Source organism: Leisingera sp. M527 (assembly GCF_025141525.1).
Taxonomy (GTDB): Bacteria; Pseudomonadota; Alphaproteobacteria; order Rhodobacterales; family Rhodobacteraceae; genus Leisingera.
Window position 1 is genome coordinate 375,438 of sequence record NZ_CP081037.1, and the last position, 19,675, is coordinate 395,112.

20 protein-coding genes are annotated in these 19,675 nt (G+C 63.2%); 11 read left to right on the forward strand and 9 right to left on the reverse strand.

Annotated features, from left to right (window positions below; genetic code table 11):
- Nucleotides 1-71: 71 nt before the first annotated feature.
- Together K3555_RS01950 and K3555_RS01955 are read right to left on the reverse strand one after the other, a co-directional pair.
- Nucleotides 72-1,406 (reverse strand): ammonium transporter, encoded by a 1,335-nt coding sequence (locus K3555_RS01950; RefSeq protein ID WP_260007177.1) that lies wholly within the window; start codon nt 1,404-1,406, stop codon nt 72-74.
- Between the two features lie 26 nt (nt 1,407-1,432).
- A complete protein-coding gene (locus K3555_RS01955; RefSeq protein ID WP_259989554.1) occupies nt 1,433-1,786 on the reverse strand; it encodes a P-II family nitrogen regulator in 354 nt (117 codons plus the stop codon).
- 285 nt (nt 1,787-2,071) lie between these two features.
- Here K3555_RS01955 and K3555_RS01960 point away from each other — a divergent pair, with 285 nt between their 5' ends.
- Nucleotides 2,072-4,291: a transglycosylase domain-containing protein gene (locus tag K3555_RS01960; RefSeq protein WP_260007178.1), complete on the forward strand. Its 2,220-nt coding sequence runs from the start codon at nt 2,072-2,074 to the stop codon at nt 4,289-4,291.
- Between the two features lie 267 nt (nt 4,292-4,558).
- On the opposite strand, the gene K3555_RS01965 is transcribed toward K3555_RS01960, so the two are convergent.
- A complete protein-coding gene (locus K3555_RS01965) occupies nt 4,559-5,155 on the reverse strand; it encodes a phospholipid-binding protein MlaC (RefSeq protein WP_259989558.1) in 597 nt (198 codons plus the stop codon).
- Between the two features lie 2 nt (nt 5,156-5,157).
- Nucleotides 5,158-5,919 (reverse strand): VacJ family lipoprotein, encoded by a 762-nt coding sequence (locus K3555_RS01970; RefSeq protein WP_260007179.1) that lies wholly within the window; start codon nt 5,917-5,919, stop codon nt 5,158-5,160.
- 162 nt (nt 5,920-6,081) lie between these two features.
- Between K3555_RS01970 and K3555_RS01975 the strand changes: the two genes are divergently transcribed.
- From K3555_RS01975 to K3555_RS02000, 6 genes are all read left to right on the forward strand, one after another.
- A complete protein-coding gene (locus K3555_RS01975; protein WP_259989563.1) occupies nt 6,082-7,815 on the forward strand; it encodes a type I secretion system permease/ATPase in 1,734 nt (577 codons plus the stop codon).
- The gene (locus tag K3555_RS01980) at nt 7,812-9,116 is read left to right on the forward strand and encodes an HlyD family type I secretion periplasmic adaptor subunit (RefSeq protein WP_260007180.1); all 1,305 of its coding nucleotides are present in this window, start codon (nt 7,812-7,814) and stop codon (nt 9,114-9,116) included. Before K3555_RS01975 ends, K3555_RS01980 begins: the two co-directional genes overlap by 4 nt.
- Nucleotides 9,117-9,234: 118 nt before the next feature.
- Nucleotides 9,235-9,693 carry a RidA family protein gene (locus tag K3555_RS01985; RefSeq protein ID WP_260007182.1) on the forward strand — a complete coding sequence of 153 codons (459 nt, stop codon included), beginning with the start codon at nt 9,235-9,237 and terminating at the stop codon, nt 9,691-9,693.
- The gene (locus K3555_RS01990; RefSeq protein ID WP_260007183.1) at nt 9,690-10,463 is read left to right on the forward strand and encodes a glycerophosphodiester phosphodiesterase family protein; all 774 of its coding nucleotides are present in this window, start codon (nt 9,690-9,692) and stop codon (nt 10,461-10,463) included. The genes K3555_RS01985 and K3555_RS01990 overlap by 4 nt, the downstream gene beginning before the upstream one ends.
- 48 nt (nt 10,464-10,511) lie before the next feature.
- Nucleotides 10,512-11,699 (forward strand): GNAT family N-acetyltransferase, encoded by a 1,188-nt coding sequence (locus tag K3555_RS01995; protein ID WP_260007184.1) that lies wholly within the window; start codon nt 10,512-10,514, stop codon nt 11,697-11,699.
- Entirely contained in the window at nt 11,696-12,004 is a 309-nt protein-coding gene (locus K3555_RS02000) for a 4a-hydroxytetrahydrobiopterin dehydratase (RefSeq protein WP_129372104.1), read from the forward strand. The genes K3555_RS01995 and K3555_RS02000 overlap by 4 nt, the downstream gene beginning before the upstream one ends.
- A 147-nt stretch (nt 12,005-12,151) precedes the next feature.
- On the opposite strand, the gene K3555_RS02005 is transcribed toward K3555_RS02000, so the two are convergent.
- Nucleotides 12,152-12,640 carry a peroxiredoxin gene (locus K3555_RS02005; RefSeq protein ID WP_259989574.1) on the reverse strand — a complete coding sequence of 163 codons (489 nt, stop codon included), beginning with the start codon at nt 12,638-12,640 and terminating at the stop codon, nt 12,152-12,154.
- 95 nt (nt 12,641-12,735) lie between these two features.
- Between K3555_RS02005 and K3555_RS02010 the strand changes: the two genes are divergently transcribed.
- The 3 genes from K3555_RS02010 (at nt 12,736) to K3555_RS02020 (ending at nt 15,695) form a co-directional block, all read left to right on the forward strand.
- Nucleotides 12,736-13,947 (forward strand): NAD(P)/FAD-dependent oxidoreductase, encoded by a 1,212-nt coding sequence (locus K3555_RS02010; protein ID WP_260007185.1) that lies wholly within the window; start codon nt 12,736-12,738, stop codon nt 13,945-13,947.
- The gene (gene rsmD / locus K3555_RS02015; RefSeq protein ID WP_129372101.1) at nt 13,944-14,498 is read left to right on the forward strand and encodes a 16S rRNA (guanine(966)-N(2))-methyltransferase RsmD; all 555 of its coding nucleotides are present in this window, start codon (nt 13,944-13,946) and stop codon (nt 14,496-14,498) included. The genes K3555_RS02010 and rsmD overlap by 4 nt, the downstream gene beginning before the upstream one ends.
- A gap of 285 nt (nt 14,499-14,783) precedes the next feature.
- The gene (locus tag K3555_RS02020; protein WP_259989580.1) at nt 14,784-15,695 is read left to right on the forward strand and encodes a LysR family transcriptional regulator; all 912 of its coding nucleotides are present in this window, start codon (nt 14,784-14,786) and stop codon (nt 15,693-15,695) included.
- A gap of 274 nt (nt 15,696-15,969) precedes the next feature.
- Here K3555_RS02020 and K3555_RS02025 read toward each other — a convergent pair whose 3' ends face one another.
- From K3555_RS02025 to K3555_RS02040, 4 genes are read right to left on the reverse strand one after another with little or no spacing between them, the layout of a single operon-like run.
- Complete coding sequence (locus K3555_RS02025; protein WP_260007186.1) at nt 15,970-16,866, reverse strand: OmpA family protein; 897 nt, start codon at nt 16,864-16,866, stop codon at nt 15,970-15,972.
- 26 nt (nt 16,867-16,892) lie between these two features.
- Nucleotides 16,893-17,465, reverse strand: coding sequence for a peroxidase-related enzyme (locus K3555_RS02030; RefSeq protein WP_260007187.1), 573 nt, complete (start codon nt 17,463-17,465; stop codon nt 16,893-16,895).
- Nucleotides 17,466-17,468: 3 nt separating this feature from the next.
- Nucleotides 17,469-18,194, reverse strand: a complete 726-nt coding sequence (locus tag K3555_RS02035; protein WP_260007188.1) for a GNAT family N-acetyltransferase — start codon at nt 18,192-18,194, stop codon at nt 17,469-17,471.
- Nucleotides 18,191-18,913: a molybdopterin-binding protein gene (locus tag K3555_RS02040; protein WP_260007189.1), complete on the reverse strand. Its 723-nt coding sequence runs from the start codon at nt 18,911-18,913 to the stop codon at nt 18,191-18,193. Before K3555_RS02040 ends, K3555_RS02035 begins: the two co-directional genes overlap by 4 nt.
- Nucleotides 18,914-18,961: 48 nt before the next feature.
- Here K3555_RS02040 and sfsA point away from each other — a divergent pair, with 48 nt between their 5' ends.
- Nucleotides 18,962-19,666: a DNA/RNA nuclease SfsA gene (sfsA, locus tag K3555_RS02045; protein WP_260007190.1), complete on the forward strand. Its 705-nt coding sequence runs from the start codon at nt 18,962-18,964 to the stop codon at nt 19,664-19,666.
- Nucleotides 19,667-19,675: the final 9 nt, after the last annotated feature.

Consider the following 19,675-nt stretch of genomic DNA (forward strand, 5'->3'; position numbering starts at 1 on the left):
TTGCGCGCTGCAAATGCACAGACGGCGCTCCATGAAAGCGCCGTCCTCTTGTTTCAATACCGTGCAAGGGGTCAGCTCGGCGAGAATTCCGGATAGGCCTCCATGCCCAGCTCCGCCATGTCCAGCCCGTTGACCTCATCCTCTTCCTCCACCCGGATGCCGGTGGTGGCGCGCAGGATGACCCACACTATGGCCGAGGCGGCGATGGTGAAGACCCCCACCACGGCAATCCCGGTCAGCTGTTTCAGCAGCGTTGCATCAGGGTTCGACAACACGACCGCAACAGTGCCCCAGATACCGCAAAGCAGATGCACCGGGATGGCGCCGACCACGTCGTCGATCTGCAGCTTGTCCAGGAACGGCACGGCGAAGACCACGATCACGCCGCCGATGGCACCGATCAGGGTGGAGAGACCCAGGCCCGGCGTCAGCGGTTCAGCTGTGATCGCCACCAGACCCGCCAGCGCGCCATTCAGGATCATGGTCAGGTCCGGCTTTTTGAACAACACTTGCGTCAGCACCAGCGCAGCCACCGCGCCACCCGCTGCAGCGGCATTGGTATTGGCGAAAATACGCGAGATATCGGCAACATCCCCAATCGAACCCATCGCCAGCTGCGAGCCGCCGTTGAAGCCGAACCAGCCCATCCACAGGATGAACGTGCCAAGCGTCGCCAGCGCCAGGTTGGAGCCGGGCATCGGGATGGTCTTGCCGTCCTTGTATTTGCCAATGCGCGGCCCCAGGATCAGCGCCCCGGTCAGCGCCGCCCAGCCGCCCACCGAATGCACCACGGTCGAACCTGCGAAGTCCAGGAAACCCATCTGCTCCAGAAAGCCGCCGCCCCATTTCCAGCTGGCCTGGAACGGGTAGATCACCGACGTCAGAACGATGGTGAAAATCAGGAAAGGCCACAGTTTGATACGCTCCGCCAAAGTGCCCGAAACAATCGAGGCAGTGGCGGCACAGAACATCAGCTGAAAGAAGAAGTCCGAGCCGGTGGCGGCATAGGAGTAATCATCTGCACCTTCCGCGGTGATCCCCACCGCCTCCAGCACGCCGGGGCCGAAGACGCCGGAAAGCACACCGTCAACCGCCCAATTGCCCAGCGGATACATCAGGTTATAGCCGATCAGCCAGTAGAATACGGCGGCCAGCGAGAACAGTGCCATGTTCTTGGTCAGCTGCATGGTCACATTCTTGGACCGCACCAGGCCGGCCTCCAGCATGGCAAAGCCAGCGGCCATCCAGAACACCAGGCAGCCGCCGATCAGAAACAGCAGCGAGTTCAGGATAAACACGGTATCGGTCGCGGGGTTCACACCCGGCGCAGGGCCGGCCTGGGCCAGTGCCAGACCCGGCAGCGCGGCCAGTGCCAGGGCCGCCAGGGGGAGTTTCAGGGTCTTCATAGGTCTTTCCTCCATGCCGGACGCCTTCACAGCGCCTCGAGGTTGGTTTCGCCGGTGCGCACCCGCACGGCCTGTTCCACGTCCAGAACAAAAATCTTGCCGTCGCCGATCTTGCCTTCACCCAGCTTCCCTGTGCGGGCGGTCTCGGAAATCGCGCTGACGGCCTGGTCGGCCTGATCGGCGGGCACCACAAGTTCCAGCTTCAGCTTCGGCACAAAAGTCACCTCGTATTCGGCGCCGCGGTAGATTTCCGTGTGCCCGGCCTGGGCGCCAAAGCCTTTGATTTCGGTAACCATCAGCCCGCTCACGCCAAGACCGGTCAGCGCCTCGCGGACCTCGTCCAGCTTGAAGGGTTTGATGGCGGCTATGATCATTTTCATCTCTGCATCCCTTGGTTTCCGCGCTGCTCCGGCCCTGAGGATCATGTCTGGACCGATGCATTGTGCACCTGCAGCAAAACCCCCGGCCCGAGTCGTGCAAAGCCCAAGGCCAGCAAGTTTCCGCGTGTCATTCTGCGCACGCACAATAATTTTGCGCCTTTTGCCCGCTTCGCTTAAAAACCGGCCATCTGGCAAAGGGGGAAAGCTCCGGATTCTGCCCCCTCTACAAACCGGGGCGGGCAGGGTATTGTCCCGGGAAACGGGCAAACCGGGCAGGACATGACGATGGCACAAGGATCCGGGCGCAAGCCTTTGGTGGCAGAAAAACGCTATTCCGCAGGCGGCAAGGGCAAACCTTCCGCTGCGAAAAAGCCTGCGCGCAAGAAACCCGCACGCAAGGCCAAACCCAAGAAGACCGGCCTGTTCGGCCTGTTTTTCCGCAAGAAGACACGGGCGAAACCAGCCCCGAAGAAGCGCGGCTTCATCGGTCTCTTGCTGGCGCCTTTTGTCTGGGCATTCCGGCTGGTCTGGGGCTTCAGCTGGCGGGTCGGCATGGTGGTCTGCCTGCTGGTCGGTCTGGCTGTGGCGTTGCAATATGCCAAACTGCCCGAGGTTTCGGCTTATCTCGACGGGCGCGCGCGCGGGTCGGTCACCCTGCTGGACCGCAACGGCGACGTCTTTGCCTGGCGCGGCGATCAGTTTGGCGGGGTCATCCGGGCCGATACGGTTTCGCCGCACCTGAAAAACGCGGTTGTCGCGACTGAGGATAAGCGGTTTTACCGCCACTTCGGCATCTCCCCCCGCGGCGTCGCCAGCGCCATCCGCATCAACCTGCGCGAAGGGCGCGGGCCGCTGTCAGGCCATGGCGGTTCCACCATTACCCAGCAAGCCGCCAAATTGCTGTGCCTGGGCCGGGTTTATGATCCGGACGAATGGAAAAGTGAAAGCGCTTATGAGGCCGACTGCCGCAAAGGTTCGCTGTGGCGCAAGGGTACCGAAGCGATCTTTGCCCTGGCGATGGAGGCCAAGTACACCAAGGACGAGATCCTCTCGATCTACATGAACCGCGCCTATATGGGCGGCGGCGCATACGGTGCCGAAGCTGCGGCGCAACGTTATTTCGGAAAGTCCGCCAACCAGCTGAACCCGGCCGAGGGTGCGATGCTGGCGGGTCTTCTGACTGCGCCCTCGACGCTGGCGCCGACCAACAACCTGCAACGTTCACAGGACCGGGCGGCCACCGTGCTGCGGCTGATGCAGGAGCAGGGCTATCTGACCACCGCCGAGATGCAGCAGAACCAGAACGCCCCGGCCGTGCTGAGCGAAGCCGCGGCGGCGCGGGCAGGGGGGTATTTTGCCGATTGGGTGATGGATTCCATTCCGGATTTTCTAGGCGATCAGACCACCGAGGATGTGGTGATCCGCTCGACCCTGGATCAGCGCCTGCAGGGGGCGGCTGAGGAAGCACTGAAATACATCTTTGAGAATAAGGTCCGCCCAGGCTCCAAGGCGCAGGCGGCCATTGTGGTGATGAGTGCCGATGGCGCTGTGCGCGCGATGGTGGGGGGGCGCAAGACGCGGGTCTCCGGCGTGTTCAACCGGGCAACCCAGGCCAAACGCCAGACCGGATCGGCCTTTAAACCTTTTGTCTATGCCACAGCGCTGGAACTGGGCTATTCGCCCTACGACCGGGTGCTGGACGCGAAATACTGCATGAATATTCCCGGCTCCGGCCAGTGGTGCCCCGAGAATTATACCCGGAAGTATTATGGCGAAGTCACCCTGGCCCGGGCGTTGCGGGATTCCCTGAATGTGCCGGCGGTGAAAGTCTCCGAGGCGGTGGGGCGTGACAAGGTCAGCATCGTGGCCAAGGATTTCGGCATCGACAGCGATCTGGCCGCAGGCCCGGCGCTGGCGCTGGGGGCCTCGGAAAGCACTCTGCTTGAGATGACCGGAGCCTATGCGGGCATCCTCAATGGCGGTTCCTCGGTAACGCCCTACGGGGTGACCGAGCTGAAGCTGGTGAACGACAGCGACGCGCTGATGGGCGCCAGCGGCGGCATCGGCGAACGGGTGATCCGCCCCGAAGCCGCCCAGCAGCTGGTCTGGATGATGGAAAAAGTGATTTCGGGCGGCACCGGCAAGCGGGCGCAAATCCCGGGCTGGCAGGCGGCAGGAAAATCGGGGACGACTTCTGCGGCCAAGGATGCCTGGTTCATCGGGTTTACCGCGGATTATGTGGCGGGGGTCTGGATGGGCTATGACGACAACACGCCGCTATCGGGTGTGACCGGCGGCGGCCTGCCGGCCGAGATCTGGCGCGAGGCCATGGTGCGGGTGCATGACGGCCTGACGCCGAAACCGCTGCCGATGCTGGAGCCTGCCCCGATCGCCCCGCCGCCGCAGCAAACCCGGCGCGAGCGCCGCCGCCGTCAGGGGCCGCAGCTGGGCAAGGAACTGGGCCGCGCGGTGGACAATATCCTGCGCGACATTCTGGGCAACTGACTGAATTGCAGCAAACGTGGGGCTCCCGCCCGGTGAAGGCCCCCCTGAGGGGGGCCTCCGCCAGTTGGGTCCGGCGCCGCACCTGACGGTGCGGCGCACGCCCTGCCCGCCGGGCAGGGCGCCAGGCCCAACGGGAGCGCAGCATCCAGGATGCTGCAGCGACGGGCGGGAGATTTCCCTTTGCTCCGCAAGGCCCCGGACTGACCCGCCAAATAGAAAAGGCTCCCCGCAGGGAGCCCTTTGACTGTCATTCGTTATGTGCGTGTTTCAGCTCAACCGCTTCAACTCTGCAATCAGCGCGTCGATGTCGCCCTTGTGGCTGTCCAGGATGGCGCCGATCTCGGTGCGTTCGGTCAAGAGCAGGTTCACACCTTCGATGAACATATTGAAGAACAGATCCTGGCCGGAGCGGTCCGACACCAGGAAGGTCACTTCAAACGGCGACTGGCCCTTGAGGTAGGCAATGGTGCTCACCTCATACCATTTCTTCACCTTCTTGACGCCTTTGACTTCCAGCTTGCCGCCGATGAATTCGCGGAAGCGCTTGCCGTATTTGCGCGAGATATAGCCCTGGAACGCCTTGGAAAAGGCCTTCTTCTGGGACGAGGACGCCCGGCGCCCGTCGACACCCAGCGCATAGGCGGCGATATAGGAGGTGTCGCTGTAACGCTGGAAAATCCGCTCGAACTCGCGGAACATCGCGTTCTCGCCCTTGCCGGAATCGATCACCCGGTTGATGTCGCCGACCAGGCTGTTGATCAGCGTACTGGCGCTGTTCTCGGTCAGCGCCCACAGGGCTTGCGGTGCGGCAATCAGAGCAGCGGCTCCGGCGCCCAGGCCAGTCAGGAATTTGCGGCGGTCCATATTCAAAATCCTTCAGTGTTCAGTTCGAACGGATCGATCTCCTGGATCTCTTCTCCATCGCCCAGCTGGAACCGGCGGTTCTGCAGATAGATCAGGCGCGATTGCGCATAGCTGTCGGCGCTCTCGTAGAGAATCGAGTCGATCGTGTCGGAATAGTTGCCACGATCGCCCAGGCGGCGCACGATCTCAGCGTAAATGGTGATATTGTCGGCAGTATTCTGCTCGGCGTAACCCAGCGGATTGGTGAAGAAGTCGACGGCGACCCCAACGGCATCCCGGCTGGTAGAGGGGCCCAGCAGGGGCAATTCGACATAGGCGCCTTCGCCGACGCCCCAGATGTGCAATGTTTCACCGAAATCGGTATCGACTGCGGGCACGTTGAACTCGCTGGCCGGGTCGGCAAGCCCGGCAAAACCGACGGTGGAGTTGATCACAAACCGGGAAAATGCATTGCCGGCCAGTTTCAGATCGCCCTGCAGCAGCGCGTTGACCATCTGGCCGGGCATCGACAGGTTCTCGGCAAAATGCGAGAAACTGGTCACCATCGGCGCGGGCACAATTGCCACATACCCTTTGGAGGCAGGCCGGAAGGCCAGCCGGTCAACGCCGCGGTTGAAGGCGTGAATTCCGCGGTTGGTGCGCTCATAGGGATCAAAGACTTCGCCCGAGGCCCGCGCAACCGGATCCTGTTTTGCGCAGCCGGCCGCAAAAACGGCCAAAATCAGCGCAGATACAAATTTCAGCGGTCGCAAATGAAAAGGCATTCGGGTAAGTGTCCAATTGATGCTGGAACAGACGGGTCGGAGGGCAAATAAGGGTTCCTCAGCCTATTTCCAGTGCGATTACATTTATTCACCAGCTTGTGTCTGTTCTGATACAAATTCAGGCACTACCAATGGCCCGGGAACTTCTATTGCAGACTGACCATGAATAAAAGCATTTATAAGAGCGGTTATGACGAGCTTCGGGCGGTGCGGCAGCAGAGCCGGGGGCTGTACTGGTTCACCGGGATTTTCAGTTTCTTCGTGAACCTGCTGATGCTGACCGGGCCTCTGTATATGATGCAGGTCTATGACCGGGTGCTGGGCAGCCGCTCGGAGGCGACGCTGCTGGCGCTGTCGCTGCTGGTGGTGTTCCTCTACGGCATGATGGGGCTGTTGGATTACGCCCGCGGCCGGATCATGGCGCGGGTCGGGGCGCGGTTGCAGGCGGCGCTGGACCACCGGGTGTTCGATGCGATGATCCGGCGCTCGGCGGTGGCGCAGGATCCGGCGGCGCAGACCGGGCTGCAGGATCTGGAATCGGTCCAGCGGCTGATCTCCTCGCCGGTGCTGACCGCCGCCTTCGACCTGCCCTGGACCCCGGTCTTTTTGGCGGGCATTGCCCTGTTCCATCCCTGGCTTGGGCTGCTGGCCCTGGGCGGCGGCGCAGTGCTGGTGATGATTGCGATCCTCAACCAGCTGTTCACCCGGCTGCCGGTGCAAAAGGCCAATATGACCGGCCACAAGGCCAATCTGATGTCCGAGGAGATCCGCAACGAGGCCGAGATGATCCAGTCGATGGGCATGCGCGGCGCGGCTTTCGGGCGCTGGAAGCAAGGCCGCGATGCGGCGCTCACCGACAGTGTGACGGCCAATGACACCGGTGGCGGCTTCACCACGCTGACCAAGACGCTGCGGCTGTTCCTGCAGTCGGCGATGCTGGGGCTGGGCGCCTATCTGGTGCTGCAGGGCGAGGTGACGCCGGGGGCGATGATCGCGGGGTCGATCCTGATGGGCCGCGCCCTGGCGCCGATCGAACTGGGCCTGGGCCAATGGGCGATGGTGCAGCGGGCGCTGAAGGGCTGGCACAGCCTGGCCGAGCTGCTGGCCAAAGTGCCGGAGGAAGCCGAGCGCACGGCGCTGCCGAAACCCAAGGCGCTGCTGGAAGTGCAGGGCATGGCGGTGGTGCCGCCGGGCAGCAAGACGCCGCTGCTGCGCAATGTCAGCTTCCGGGTGCAGCCGGGCCAGGCGATCGGGGTGATCGGGCCGTCGGGCTCGGGCAAATCGACCCTGGCGCGGGCGCTGACCGGGGTCTGGGCGCCGGCCGCGGGCTCGGTGCGGCTGGACGGTGCGGCGCTGGATCAATACGCGCCGGATGTGCTGGGCGGCCATATCGGCTATCTGCCGCAGCGGGTGCAGGTGTTCGACGGCACCATTGCCCAGAACATTGCCCGGCTGCAGCAGCAGCCGGATGCCGAAAAAGTGGTGGAAGCCGCCAAGAAGGCCGCCGCCCATGAAATGATCCTGAAACTGCCCGAAGGCTATGACACCAAGGTTACCGCCACCGGCGGGCGGCTGTCGGGCGGCCAGATGCAGCGGGTCGGGCTGGCCCGCGCGCTGTATGCCGATCCGGTGATCGTGATCCTGGACGAGCCGAACTCCAACCTCGACAACGAAGGCTCGATTGCGCTCAATCAGGCGATCAAGCAGATCAAGGCCGAGGGCCGCTCGGTGCTGATCATGGCGCACCGGCCCGCGGCGATCCAGGAATGCGACATGCTGCTGGTGATCGACAAGGGCACCCAGACCGCCTTTGGTCCCAAGGACAAGGTGCTGCAGGAAATGGTCGCCAACCACCAGAACATCCGCCAGGCCACTGGCACAGGAGGCGTGCGATGAACGGGCAAAGCAACTGGCCGGCCCGGCGGCCGCTGATCATCGGCCTTTTGGCGCTGCTGGTGCTGGTGGGCGGCTTCGGCTCCTGGTCGGTGCTGTCGTCGATTTCCGGCGCGGTGGTGGCGACGGGGCGCATCGAGGTCGACCGCAACCGCCAGATTGTGCAGCATCTGGATGGCGGCATCGTGGCCGAAATCCTGGTTGATGAGGGCGACACCGTGGCCGAAGGCGCCACGCTGATCCGGCTGGATGACAATGAGCTGACCTCGCAGCTGGTGATCACCGAGGGCCAGCTGTTCGAGCTGATGGCGCGCCGCGGCCGGCTGGAAGCCGAGCGCGACACCGCCGCCGCGATCACCTTTGAGCCGGAGCTGCTGGAGGCGGCGGAGCGGCTGCCGGATGTCAGCGATCTGACCGAGGGCCAGCGCCGCCTGTTTGAAGCCCGCAAGGACACCACCGCCCGCGAGATTGAACAGCTGGAGAAGCGCCGCACCCAGATCCAGGAGCAGATCCGCGGCGTCGAGGCGCAGCAGACCTCGATGAATGTGCAGCTGGGGCTGATCGGCGAGGAGCTGGAAAGCCAGCAGTCGCTTTTGGACCGCGGGCTGGCACAGGCGGCGACGGTGCTGAACCTGCGCCGCACCCAGGCCGATCTGCAGGGCCGGCTGGGGGAACTGGTGGCCTCGGAGGCGCAGTCCGAGGGCCGCATCACCGAGATCGACATCGAGATCCTGAAGCTGGCCACCAGCCAGCGCGAGGAGGCGATCAGCCGGCTGCGCGACCTGCGCTACCAGGAGCTGGAGCTGGCCGAAAACCGCCGCTCGCTGCAGGGGCGGCTGGCGCGGCTGGACATCACCGCGCCGGTCTCCGGCATTGTCTACGGGCTGCAGGTGCAGACGCCGCGCTCGGTGATCCGCCCCGCGGATCCGGTTTTGTACCTGGTGCCGCAGGACCGGCCGCTGGTGATTGCGGCGCAGGTGGCGCCGACGGATATCGACCAGCTGTACACCGGCCAGGAGGTCACTTTGCGGTTCTCGGCGCTGGACCAGCGGAGCACCCCTGAGCTCTTTGGCCATGTCACCCAGGTCTCGGCGGATTCGTTTGAGGATCAGGGCAGCGGGGTGTCCTATTACCGCGCCGAGATCGAGCTCAACCCCGGCGAACGCGGCCGCCTGCCTGCGGGCACGGTGCTGATCCCGGGGATGCCGGTGGAAAGCTACATCCGCACCGACGCGCGCTCGCCGCTGGCCTATCTGGTCAAGCCGCTGGCCGATTATTTCAACAAGGCCTTCCGCGAAAGCTGACGGCAGCCAGCGGAACCAAGAGTGCGCAAAGCCGCACTGGTGCTTCGCATTTGCTCTTTCCGAATTCCGCCTGTCCGGGTAGCGTCCCGGCCAGCAAAGACTCGGAAGGAAATCGGCCATGAGCATTGAAGCAAAACTGAAGGAGCTCGGGGTGACCCTGCCCGAAGCACCGGCACCGGCGGCGAACTATGTGCCTTATGTGGTTTCGGGCGATATGGTTTACATCGCGGGCCAGATCTCGGCCGATGAAAATGGGCTGATCACTGGTAAGCTGGGTGCTGATCTGGACATCGAGGCCGGCCAGGCTGCAGCCAAGCGCTGTGCAATTGCGCTTCTGGCCCAGCTCAAGGCAGCTTGCGGCGGTGATCTGGACCGGCTGGTGCGGGTCGTCAAGCTGGGTGCATTTGTGAACTCGGCCCCTGACTTCACCGGCCAGCCGATGGTGGTGAACGGCGCCTCCGACTTCCTGGTCGAAGCCCTGGGCGACATTGGCCGCCATGCCCGTTCGGCGGTAGGCTCGGTGTCGCTGCCGCTGGGGGTTGCAGTGGAAATCGACGGCGTTTTCCAGATCAAATGAAGCCCGTCCTGCCTGCCGCTATCCTGACTGTCCCGCTGGCCCACCGTGCGCTGCATGATGCCGCGGACGGGCGCCCGGAGAACAGCCGCGCTGCCATCCGGGCAGCAATTGCGGCGGGTTATGGGATTGAGATCGATCTGCAGCTGTCCAGCGACGGCTGTGCCATGGTCTTTCATGACAACGATCTGGACCGGCTGGCGGAAGCCTCTGGTCCGGTCCGCGCCAGGACCTGCAGCGCGTTGCAGGCCATCCCTCTGAAGGGTGGTGAAGGGGAAGGCATTCCGGAGCTGTCTGAAGTTCTGGAGCTGGTGGCAGGCCAGGTGCCGCTGCTGATAGAGCTGAAGGATCAGCACGGGCAGATGGGCCTTACCGATGGTGCGCTGGAGCGGGCCACGGCAGAAGCGCTGAAGGGCTATGCCGGTCCTGTGGCTGTGATGTCCTTTAACCCCAATTCAGTCGCGGAACTGGCCCGGCAGGCGCCGGATATTGTCCGCGGCATCACCACCAGCGCCTATGATCCCGCGGAATGGCCGGAGCTGCCCAGGGCGGTCTGCGACGGCCTGCGCGGCATCCCGGATTTCGCGCGCACCGGGTCAAGCTTTATCAGCCACGAAGCCGGCGATTTGCCCCGTCCGCGGGTGCAGGCGCTGCGCAACGATGGGGTGCCGGTGCTGTGCTGGACCGTGACCTCTGCGGCGGAGGAAACCGCGGCGCGCGTCTTTGCCGACAATGTGACGTTTGAACAGTACCTCTCGCCGCTAACATCTTGATCCCGCAGGCGCAGACCCCACATCTTTGAAGCGGTGCGGAGGAATTGCATGACCCAGGCGCAAATCGAAATCCGGGTGCTGGCCTCACTGTCGCAGATCGCGGCAGAGGACTGGGATGCCTGCGCCTGTCCTGAGGCGGCAGACGGCAGCCGTCCGCTGGACCCATTCACCACCCACCGGTTTCTGAGCGCGCTGGAAGACAGCGGCTCGGTCGGGCCGGGCACTGGCTGGCAGCCGCAATATCTGACCGCCTATCAGGACGGGCTGCTGATCGCCTGCGCGCCGCTTTACGCCAAGGGGCACAGCCAGGGCGAATACATCTTTGATCACAATTGGGCGCATGCTTACGAACAGGCCGGCGGGCATTACTACCCCAAGCTGCAGGTCGCGGTGCCTTTTACCCCGGCCACAGGACGGCGTTTTCTGGTGCGCCCGGGCTTTGACGGTATTGGCCATTCGGCGCTGGTTCAGGGGGCGGTGCAGCTGGCAGCCGACAACAAACTGTCCTCGCTGCATGTGACCTTTTGCACCCAGGACGAGGCAAGAATGGGGGCGGAGATGGGGCTGATGCGCCGCTCTACCCAGCAGTTTCACTGGCAAAACGACGGTTATGCCGATTTCGAAGGTTTCATGCGGGCGCTGTCCTCGCGCAAGCGCAAGAACATCCGCAAGGAGCGGATGCAGGCGCAGTGCTTTGGCGGCGAGATCCGGGTCTTTCAGGGGGACAGCCTGCAGCCTGAGCATTGGGATGCCTTCTGGGAATTCTATCAGGACACCGGTGCGCGAAAATGGGGCGCCCCTTATCTGACGCGGCAATTCTTCGATATCGCCCATCACACGATGGCGCAGAATATGGCGCTGATTCTGGCAGAGCGCAACGGGCGCTATGTTGCAGGTGCCTTGAATTTCATTGGCCGTGAAACGCTTTACGGGCGTTATTGGGGCTGTGTTGAGCACCATCCCTGCCTGCATTTCGAGCTGTGTTATTATCAGGCGATAGAGCTGGCGATAGCCCTGGGGCTTGACCGGGCTGAGGCGGGCGCGCAGGGTGAACACAAGCTGGCGCGCGGCTATCTGCCGTGCGAAACACACAGCTTGCACTGGATCGGCGATCCCGGGTTTGCCGGGGCCGTTGAACGCTACCTCGAGGCTGAACGGGCCGCCACCGAGGAAGAGATCGAAATCCTGACCGATTACGGCCCGTTCCGCAAAGCCCAAGTGGAGGAGCAAGAATGACGGAAAAACTGTCCGACGCCACCCGCGGTCCGCTGCTGGAGCCGCTGTTTGCCACCGGCTGGGAAATGGTGGAGGGCCGGGATGCTATCACCAAGATCTTCAAGTTCAGCAATTTCGCCGATGCCTTCGGCTGGATGACCCGCGCCGCGATCTGGGCCGAGAAATGGAACCACCACCCGGAGTGGAGCAATGTCTACAACCGGGTGACGGTGGTTCTCACCACCCATGATGTGGACGGGGTCAGCGCGCTGGATGCCAAACTGGCGCGCAAGATGGACGGGCTGTTCGGCGAGCCGCAGACTTGAACGGACGCTCTGACGGAAAGGTCAGCAATTCTGTCCAAATGTTTCGCGCGCGAAACATTCCGGCAGGCATGCTGACCTTATTTTTCACCGTTTATTAAGGGGTTGTCCTGCGGCCGCCGGGTCAGGCAGCCGCAGCCGGACTTGGCTTCAGCCCATTGACTCCAGCAATCCTTCGCCGGCGGAAAGCTCGCATTGGCCGGGGTTTTCTTCCTTGTTGAGGACTTTCACCTCGCCGTCCTCCACCAGCATCGCATAGCGCAGCGAGCGTCCGATCAGACCGGCCGAGGGCACGTCCAGACGCATGCCGATTGCCTCGGTCAGCGTGCATTCGGCATCCGACAGCATGGTGATCCCGGCCTCGGTGGCACCGGTGTTTTCGCCCCAGATGTTCATCACAAACGGATCATTACCCGCCAGGCAGATTATTTCCTCGACACCCTTGGCGGCAAACTGATCCTTGGTGCGGATGAAGCTGGGCACATGCGCCGAATGGCAGGTGCTGGTAAAAGCGCCGGGAACCGCGAACAGCACGACTTTGCGCCCCTTCAGCTTGTCTGACAGCTGCACCTGCTCGGGGCCGTTGTCTCCGATGAGCGTCAGTGTCGCGTCCGGCAGTTGGTCTCCAACAGAAATCATCGCAGGTTCCTCTTTCTCATGATTGCGTTTTGAAGCCCCGGGTATATAGGGTCCGATGAAAGCGTGACGGGAACTGCTGAGGGAGGCAAGGGATTATGTCCCACATCGTCGTTATTGGAGCAGGGCAGGCCGGGTCCTCGCTGGTGGCAAAACTGCGTAAGGATGGGTTCGACGGGGAGATTACCCTGATTGGCGCGGAAGACGCACTGCCCTATCAGCGCCCGCCTTTGTCCAAGGCCTATTTGCTGGGCGAGATGGAGCTGGAACGCCTGTTCCTGCGGCCCGAAAGTTTCTATGCGGACAACAACATCACCCTGAAGCTGGGTCAGCGGGTGACTGGCATCGATCCGGCAGCGAAAACTGTGAGCCTGGGCGATGAGGTAATCCCCTATGACCAGCTGGCGCTGACCACCGGTTCCGACCCGCGCCGCTTGCCGGCAGCGATCGGCGGCGATCTGGACGGCGTCTATGTGGTGCGCGGATTGACCGACGTTGATGCGATGGCGCCGCATGTGGCCGAGGGCAAGCGCGCGCTGATCGTTGGCGGCGGCTACATCGGGCTGGAAGCTGCCGCGGTCTGCGCCAAGCGCGGCGTGCACGTGACGCTGGTCGAGATGGCCGACCGCATTCTGCAGCGGGTGGCGGCGCCGGAAACCTCGGATTTCTTCCGCAGCCTGCATGCCTCCCACGGAGTGGACATCCGCGAAGGCGTTGGGCTGGAGCGGCTGGAAGGCGAAGACGGCAAGGTGACCCGCGCAGTGCTGAGCGGCGGCGAAACCGTTGAGGTGGATTTTGTCGTCGTTGGCGTCGGCATCACGCCGACGTCGCAACTGGCTGAAATGGCCGGGCTGGAGCTGGACAACGGCATCAGGGTGGACGCCAAGGGCCGCACTTCGGACGCTGCGATCTGGTCGGCGGGCGATTGCGCCTCCTTCCCGTTTCAGGGCAAGCGTATCCGCCTGGAAAGCGTGCCGAACGCCATTGATCAGGCCGAGGTGGTGGCGCAGAACATGCTGGGTGCTGACAAGGACTACATTGCCACACCCTGGTTCTGGTCCGATCAATATGACGTCAAATTGCAGATCGCGGGCTTGAACACCGGCTATGACAATGTGGTCACCCGCCAGGGCGAGGGCCAGCAGGTGTCGTTCTGGTATTACAGGGATGATCAGCTGGTGGCAGTGGACGCGATGAATGACCCGCGCGCCTATATGGTGGGCAAACGCCTGATTGATATGGGCAAAACTGCGGACAAAGCGGTGGTGGCTGACACCGCCGCTGATCTGAAGCCGCTGCTGAAAGCGTGAGGATCATCGCAGGAGACTTCCGCGGCCGTGCCTTGGCTGCGGTGGGCAAGGGCGATGCGGGCGCCCATTTGCGGCCCACCACCGACCGGGTGCGCGAAAGCCTGTTCAACGTGCTGATGCACACCGGCGCCATTCCCGGCGCCCGGGTGCTGGACCTGTTTGCTGGCACCGGCGCGCTGGGGCTGGAGGCGCTGTCACGCGGCGCGGCTGAGGCGGTTTTTGTGGACGACGGGCGCGTGTCAGGCGGTTTGATCCGTAAAAACATCACCATTTGCCGCGCCGAGAACCGCTGCACCCTGGCCCGCCGCGATGCGCTGAAGCTGGGGCAGAACCCGGCGGCCCCCTTTGATCTGATCTTCCTTGATCCGCCTTACGGCAAGGGGCTGGGGGAAAAGGCCCTGGCCGCAGCTGTGGCCGGCGGCTGGGTGGCGCAAGACGCTTTGGTGGTCTGGGAAGAAAACGCACCGGTCGCCGCACCGGAAGGGTTCGAGCTGCAGGACAGCCGGAAATACGGCGATACCCATATTTCGCTGATGTGGAAAGCCGCCTGAGGCAACCTTCCTAAGGCAATTTTCTGCAAGCCCTTCACGGATAGTGGAAAACAGGGCACTTTCCGGGCAGTTCACAGCCGCTGGTCCGGCGTGTTTCCCAGTGCAGGGCCGCAGTCTTTTGGCGCATCACAGCTGCCGACCCCCGGCAGGTTTGCCAAGGCTCTTGCCGTTTCCACAGCGAAAACGATCCCTGCGAAACCTCGCAATTATCCCACCCTTGCCCCGATCTTGCCCGATTTCACCCGCATCACTGGGGGCAACACGGATACACGAGGATGGGTGAATATGGACCGACTGACCGAGATGGAGGCCTTTGCCAATGTGGTGGACCAGGGCGGCTTCACCGATGCGGCACGCAAGATGGGGATCTCGAAATCCGCAGTCTCCAAGCATGTTTCAAGCCTGGAAACCCGGCTTGGCGCGCGGCTTTTGAACCGCACCACCCGCCGGGTGTCCCCGACCGAGATTGGCCTCGCCTATTATGACCGCGCCCGCCGGGTGCTGAATGATGCAGGCGAAGCGGATGCGCTGGTCACCTCGATGCAATCGGCGCCCTCGGGGCTGCTCAGGATTTCTGTTGCTACCGATTTCGGTGTCAATCACCTGTCGCCGGTACTGTCGGATTTCCTGCAGGATTTCCCGGACATCACCGTCAACATGGTGCTGAACAACCGTTATGTGGAGCTGATCTCTGAAGGCTTCGACATGGCGGTGCGGATCGGCGAGCTGGAAGACAGCTCTCTGCGCGCCCGCAAGCTGACCGAAACCACCAAGCGGATGATTGCCTCTCCCGCCTATCTGGAGAAGTACGGCCGTCCGCAAAAGATCGACGAGCTGAACAGCCACAAGCTGCTGCATTATTCCAGCCAGTCCAGCGGCAACGTCTGGAAGATCACAGCGCCGTCGGGTGAAAAACGCCAGGTGCGCACCTCAGGCTGGTTGTCGGTGAATGACGGGCAATCGCTGCTGAATGCCGCGATTTCCGGCCTCGGCATCGCCTATCTGCCCAGCTTTCTCTACTCGGAAGCGCTGGAAGAAGGGCTGGTCGAAGACGTGATGCCCGGCCTGCCGGTGGAAACCCAAGGCATCTATGCGGTCTACCCGCCCGGAAAATTCACCCAGCCCAAAGTCCGGGCCTTCATTGACTTTCTGGTGCAGGCTTTTGCAGACCGCGACCCGTCGGAATGGAAAACCTGAACCGGGTCTACGGAAAACCGGACCAAGATATCCCTCGAAGACCTGCCCCCGCACCAAATGCGGGGGCCTTTTTTGAGCCGGTGACTCTGCTTTTCGCTGCAAAACACCGCGGGAGGGCTCCCGCCCGTCCCGGATCAATCACAGATTGACCCGCGCCCGTTGGGCCAGGCTCGGCGCATAGCGCCGAGCCTGGCCCAACACCGCCAAGGGGTCTTGGCAAAGCCAAGGCACCTGCGGGGGCGGGAGTTTTCCGGTGCGTATCTTTCGCAGGGCCTCACTCGGCGAGCAGCACAGCTTCCACCCGCCGGTTGGCTTCACGGCCTTCCGGGATCAGATTGCTGGCTATCGGGGCTAAAAAGCCGGCGCCGGCGACCTCGATCCGTGCCGCATCCGCGCCCAGCTCCTCGACCAAACGGTCCTTCACCGACTGCGCGCGGCGTTTGGAGATACCAATGTTCTGCTGCTGCGAGCCTACCGTGTCGGTATGCCCGACCAGCAGCAAACGGTATTGCGGGTTGGCGGCCAGATAGTCCGCAAGCGCGCGCAGGCTGGCATAAGTGCCGTCCTGCAGCCGGGTGGAGCCGCTTTGAAACACCAGATCCGTCAGCACCGCGTGGCCGCGCACCTCCAGCACTTTGGCCAGTTCCACCGGCCGCACCGTTCCGGGCGTGCCAGGGTCAGGTTTCGCCACCGCCGGCGCGGCTGTTGCCGTTGCAGCCGATCCAGGCGGATGCACTGTGATCATTTGCAAAAAAGCCGCGCCGCCTGCGCGTGATACCAGGAGTGAGACCGCCTCGTCCCCTTTGGCCGCGGACAGGAAGTGATAGCTGGAGATATCCACCATCATGTCCGGCGACGGCACCACCTCAATCCCGAAGCGGAAGCCGAAACCGCCGCAATCACGCGCGGCACAATCCAGCAGCACCTCATAACCGCCGGCCCGCAGCTGGTCCCGCAAGGGCGCCAGGATCTGCAGCACAGTGCTGTCTCCTCCCAGCCGCCAGGTGCGGCGCAGAATCCGCCCTTCGAACCGGCGCGAGGGGACTTTGTCCGCCTCTTCCGGTCCGATCGGCAGCTGGTAAACACCAAGCGCCGTGGCCCGTTCCGAAACAGCATCTGCACCGGCTGGCAGGGTAATTTCAGCCGCCGCCGGCAAAGCCGGAAGCAGCATCACCGCGGCTGCCGAAATGAAACGTCTTAGCGGCACTGGCTGTGGTATTCCGGATTGGGAACCATGGCAGTGGCGCTGGCCACCCGGTTGGACATGTTGAAAAAACCCGCAACATTGGCAATGTCCCAGATGTCCCGGTCGCTGAAGCCTGCATCCCGCAGGCCTTGCCGGTCCGCTTCCTCAATCTCTGCGCTGGAAGTGGTCATCTTGGCGGCAAAATCCAGCATCGCGCGCTGGCGTGCTTCCAGCGGCGCCACCCGGTAGTTCATCACCAGCATTTCACCCAAAGCCGGATCGCCCGACAGCTGCCGCACAGCTGCGCCATGCGCCACCAGGCAATAGAAACACCGGTTGATCGCCGAGACCACCACCGCGATCATCTCCCGCTCCAGCTTGCTGAGGCCGCTGTCCGCCAGCATCAGGTCATTGTACATGGCGGTAAAGGCATTCAGCTTGTCGATGTCAAAGGCATTGGCCTTAAGCACGTTGGGCACAAAGCCCAGCTTTTCGACGCAGATATCGAAATACTTCTGCGTCTCCGGCGGCAACGGGTCCGCCATCGGCAGATCCAGGGCTGTGGGCGGGGTTTGGTCACGCATCGGTCAATGGCCTTCCTGTAAAATCCGGTAGTGGTACTGTCCGGCGCATTTCATGCCGAGGGAAGCATAAAGCCCGTTGGCGCCCTCGTTACGTTTGGTGCACAGAACCGCCAGCTCGGCTGCGCCGTTTTCCAGCGCCCAGAATGCCGCCTGGCGCATCATCCAGGCGCCCATGCCGCAGCGGCGCTGGTGCGGCAGGATTTCCAGTGCGTGGACCATTGCCACCCCATTGTGAATGGCCACGAACCCGGCGCCTGCCGGTTTGTCCTTGTGACGGGCCAGCAGCCCGGTCTTTGGCCCCTGTACCCGCTGCATCACCGCCAGGCGTTCAGGCCCGATGCCGCCCTGCTGCCATATCTCGCGCTGGATCGCTAGCGGTTCCCAGACGCAAAAGGCGGTGACCCGCGGCACCGGGATGTCCGTAAGATGCGCGGCCGGGCAGGTCCACAGGCTGACCGGATCCTTGACCGCATAGCCGCGCGCCGCCAGCTGCGCGTCCAGATCCGTCTCGCCGTCGCGGATCATGAACAGGCAGTCCTGGCCCATCGCGCGCATTGCATCCTCAGCCGCGGCAATCTCCGCGTCCGAGGCAATGCCGTGTACCGTCGCCGCCGACACCCGGCTGCCGCCGCCCTGGCCGTCGCGCAGGGTCACGGGGCCCAGGCCGCGGGTGGAGGCAGCCGGCCATGTCGCCTCGGTCAGGGCATAGTAACGGGGATCGGTGGTCACTGCTCCAGCTCCTTTGCCAATTCTGTCATTGCCACATCAATCAGTGCGCCATCGGTGCCGCGGATCACGATATTGGCGCCAAAGGCGCCGTCTTTTTGGAACGGGTAGCAGCCGACTGACAGATCCTCATAAGCTTCGGCCAGCTTGCGCAACGGTCCGGCAATCTCGCCCTCGCCGCGCAGTACCCGCAGGGTCTGCGACAGCATCGGCTGGCCGCCGGTCAGGGTTGGTATCACGCTGGCCACCATCGCCTGAAAGATCAGCGGTACACCGGCCATCACATGCACATTGCCAAGGGTGAACCCCGGTGCGGCCGAGACCGGGTTTTCGATCAGCGCGGCGCCCTCCGGAATCCGTGCCATCCGCAGGCGGGCCTCGTTCAATTCCAAGCCTTGAGTGTCATAATGCGCCTGCAGGATCGCGCGGGCGTCATCGCGGACGTCCAGATGCGCGTCAAACGCCTTGGCGATGCAATCGGCAGTGATGTCGTCATGGGTTGGACCGATGCCACCGCTGGTGAATACATGGTCATATGCCCCGGCCAGCGCCTGCACTGCGGCTATGATCGCGGCCTCGTCATCGCTGACAATGCGCACTTCCATCAGGTCGATGCCGTGTTTGACCAGCTCACCCGCCAGATAATGCATATTGGCATCGCGGGTGCGGCCCGACAGGATTTCATCCCCGATGACCAGCATGGCAGCTGTTGGATTGGCCATGGTCTTCCTCCCTTGATACCTCGTCTTCGCAGATATAGGCCTAAGCCCATGCGCTTTGAAACCCCTCTGATCCCCGCCGTGCTGATCCGCCGCTACAAACGGTTCCTTGCCGATTGCCGGCTGGAGGACGGGCGCGAGGTTACCGCCCATTGCGCCAATCCCGGCAGCATGATGGGGCTTGCGGAGCCGGGCATGAAGATCTGGCTGGAGCCGAACGACGACCCGAAGAAAAAGCTGAAATACGGCTGGCGGCTGGTTGAGCACGCGGACGGGCATTTCACCGGCGTTGATACTTCGGTTCCGAACCGCGCCCTGCGGGCTGCGCTGGAAGCCGGAGAAATCAGCGAACTGGCCGCCTACAAGACCGTGCGCCCCGAGGTGAAATACGGCGAGAAGAGCCGCGTCGACTTTCTGTTGCAGCAAGACGGTCTGCCGGATTGCTATGTCGAAGTGAAAAGCGTGACGCTGTCGCGGGAACCGGGCCTGGCGGAATTCCCGGACAGCGTCACCGCCCGCGGCACAAAACACCTTGGCGAATTGGCCAATATGGCGGCCCAGGGCCACCGGGCTGTGATGCTGTATCTGGTGCAGCGCACCGACTGCGACCGGTTTCAACTGGCTGCAGATATCGACCCGGCCTATGCCGCCGCCTTTGCCAGCGCCTATTCGGCCGGGGTGGAGCGGCTGGTGCTGGGCACCAGGATCACGCCGCAGGGGGTCGAGGCCGGCGCACCGGTCGCCGCTGCACCTTAGCAACGCCGG

Excerpts from the sequence above, each read along its gene's own strand:
- K3555_RS01965 (WP_259989558.1), bottom strand. The coding sequence starts at position 5,155 with ATGGACCGCCGCAAATTCCTGACTGGCCTGGGCGCCGGAGCCGCTGCT.
- K3555_RS01990 (WP_260007183.1), top strand. The coding sequence starts at position 9,690 with ATGAAGCCCGTCCTGCCTGCCGCTATCCTGACTGTCCCGCTGGCCCAC.
- K3555_RS01980 (WP_260007180.1), top strand. The coding sequence starts at position 7,812 with ATGAACGGGCAAAGCAACTGGCCGGCCCGGCGGCCGCTGATCATCGGC.
- K3555_RS02010 (WP_260007185.1), top strand. The coding sequence starts at position 12,736 with ATGTCCCACATCGTCGTTATTGGAGCAGGGCAGGCCGGGTCCTCGCTG.
- K3555_RS01955 (WP_259989554.1), bottom strand. The coding sequence starts at position 1,786 with ATGAAAATGATCATAGCCGCCATCAAACCCTTCAAGCTGGACGAGGTC.
- K3555_RS01975 (WP_259989563.1), top strand. The coding sequence starts at position 6,082 with ATGAATAAAAGCATTTATAAGAGCGGTTATGACGAGCTTCGGGCGGTG.
- K3555_RS02030 (WP_260007187.1), bottom strand. The coding sequence starts at position 17,465 with ATGCGTGACCAAACCCCGCCCACAGCCCTGGATCTGCCGATGGCGGAC.
- K3555_RS01970 (WP_260007179.1), bottom strand. The coding sequence starts at position 5,919 with ATGCCTTTTCATTTGCGACCGCTGAAATTTGTATCTGCGCTGATTTTG.
- K3555_RS02000 (WP_129372104.1), top strand. The coding sequence starts at position 11,696 with ATGACGGAAAAACTGTCCGACGCCACCCGCGGTCCGCTGCTGGAGCCG.
- K3555_RS01995 (WP_260007184.1), top strand. The coding sequence starts at position 10,512 with ATGACCCAGGCGCAAATCGAAATCCGGGTGCTGGCCTCACTGTCGCAG.
- K3555_RS01960 (WP_260007178.1), top strand. The coding sequence starts at position 2,072 with ATGGCACAAGGATCCGGGCGCAAGCCTTTGGTGGCAGAAAAACGCTAT.
- K3555_RS02020 (WP_259989580.1), top strand. The coding sequence starts at position 14,784 with ATGGACCGACTGACCGAGATGGAGGCCTTTGCCAATGTGGTGGACCAG.
- K3555_RS01950 (WP_260007177.1), bottom strand. The coding sequence starts at position 1,406 with ATGAAGACCCTGAAACTCCCCCTGGCGGCCCTGGCACTGGCCGCGCTG.
- sfsA (WP_260007190.1), top strand. The coding sequence starts at position 18,962 with ATGCGCTTTGAAACCCCTCTGATCCCCGCCGTGCTGATCCGCCGCTAC.
- K3555_RS02005 (WP_259989574.1), bottom strand. The coding sequence starts at position 12,640 with ATGATTTCTGTTGGAGACCAACTGCCGGACGCGACACTGACGCTCATC.
- K3555_RS02040 (WP_260007189.1), bottom strand. The coding sequence starts at position 18,913 with ATGGCCAATCCAACAGCTGCCATGCTGGTCATCGGGGATGAAATCCTG.
- K3555_RS01985 (WP_260007182.1), top strand. The coding sequence starts at position 9,235 with ATGAGCATTGAAGCAAAACTGAAGGAGCTCGGGGTGACCCTGCCCGAA.
- K3555_RS02025 (WP_260007186.1), bottom strand. The coding sequence starts at position 16,866 with ATGCTGCTTCCGGCTTTGCCGGCGGCGGCTGAAATTACCCTGCCAGCC.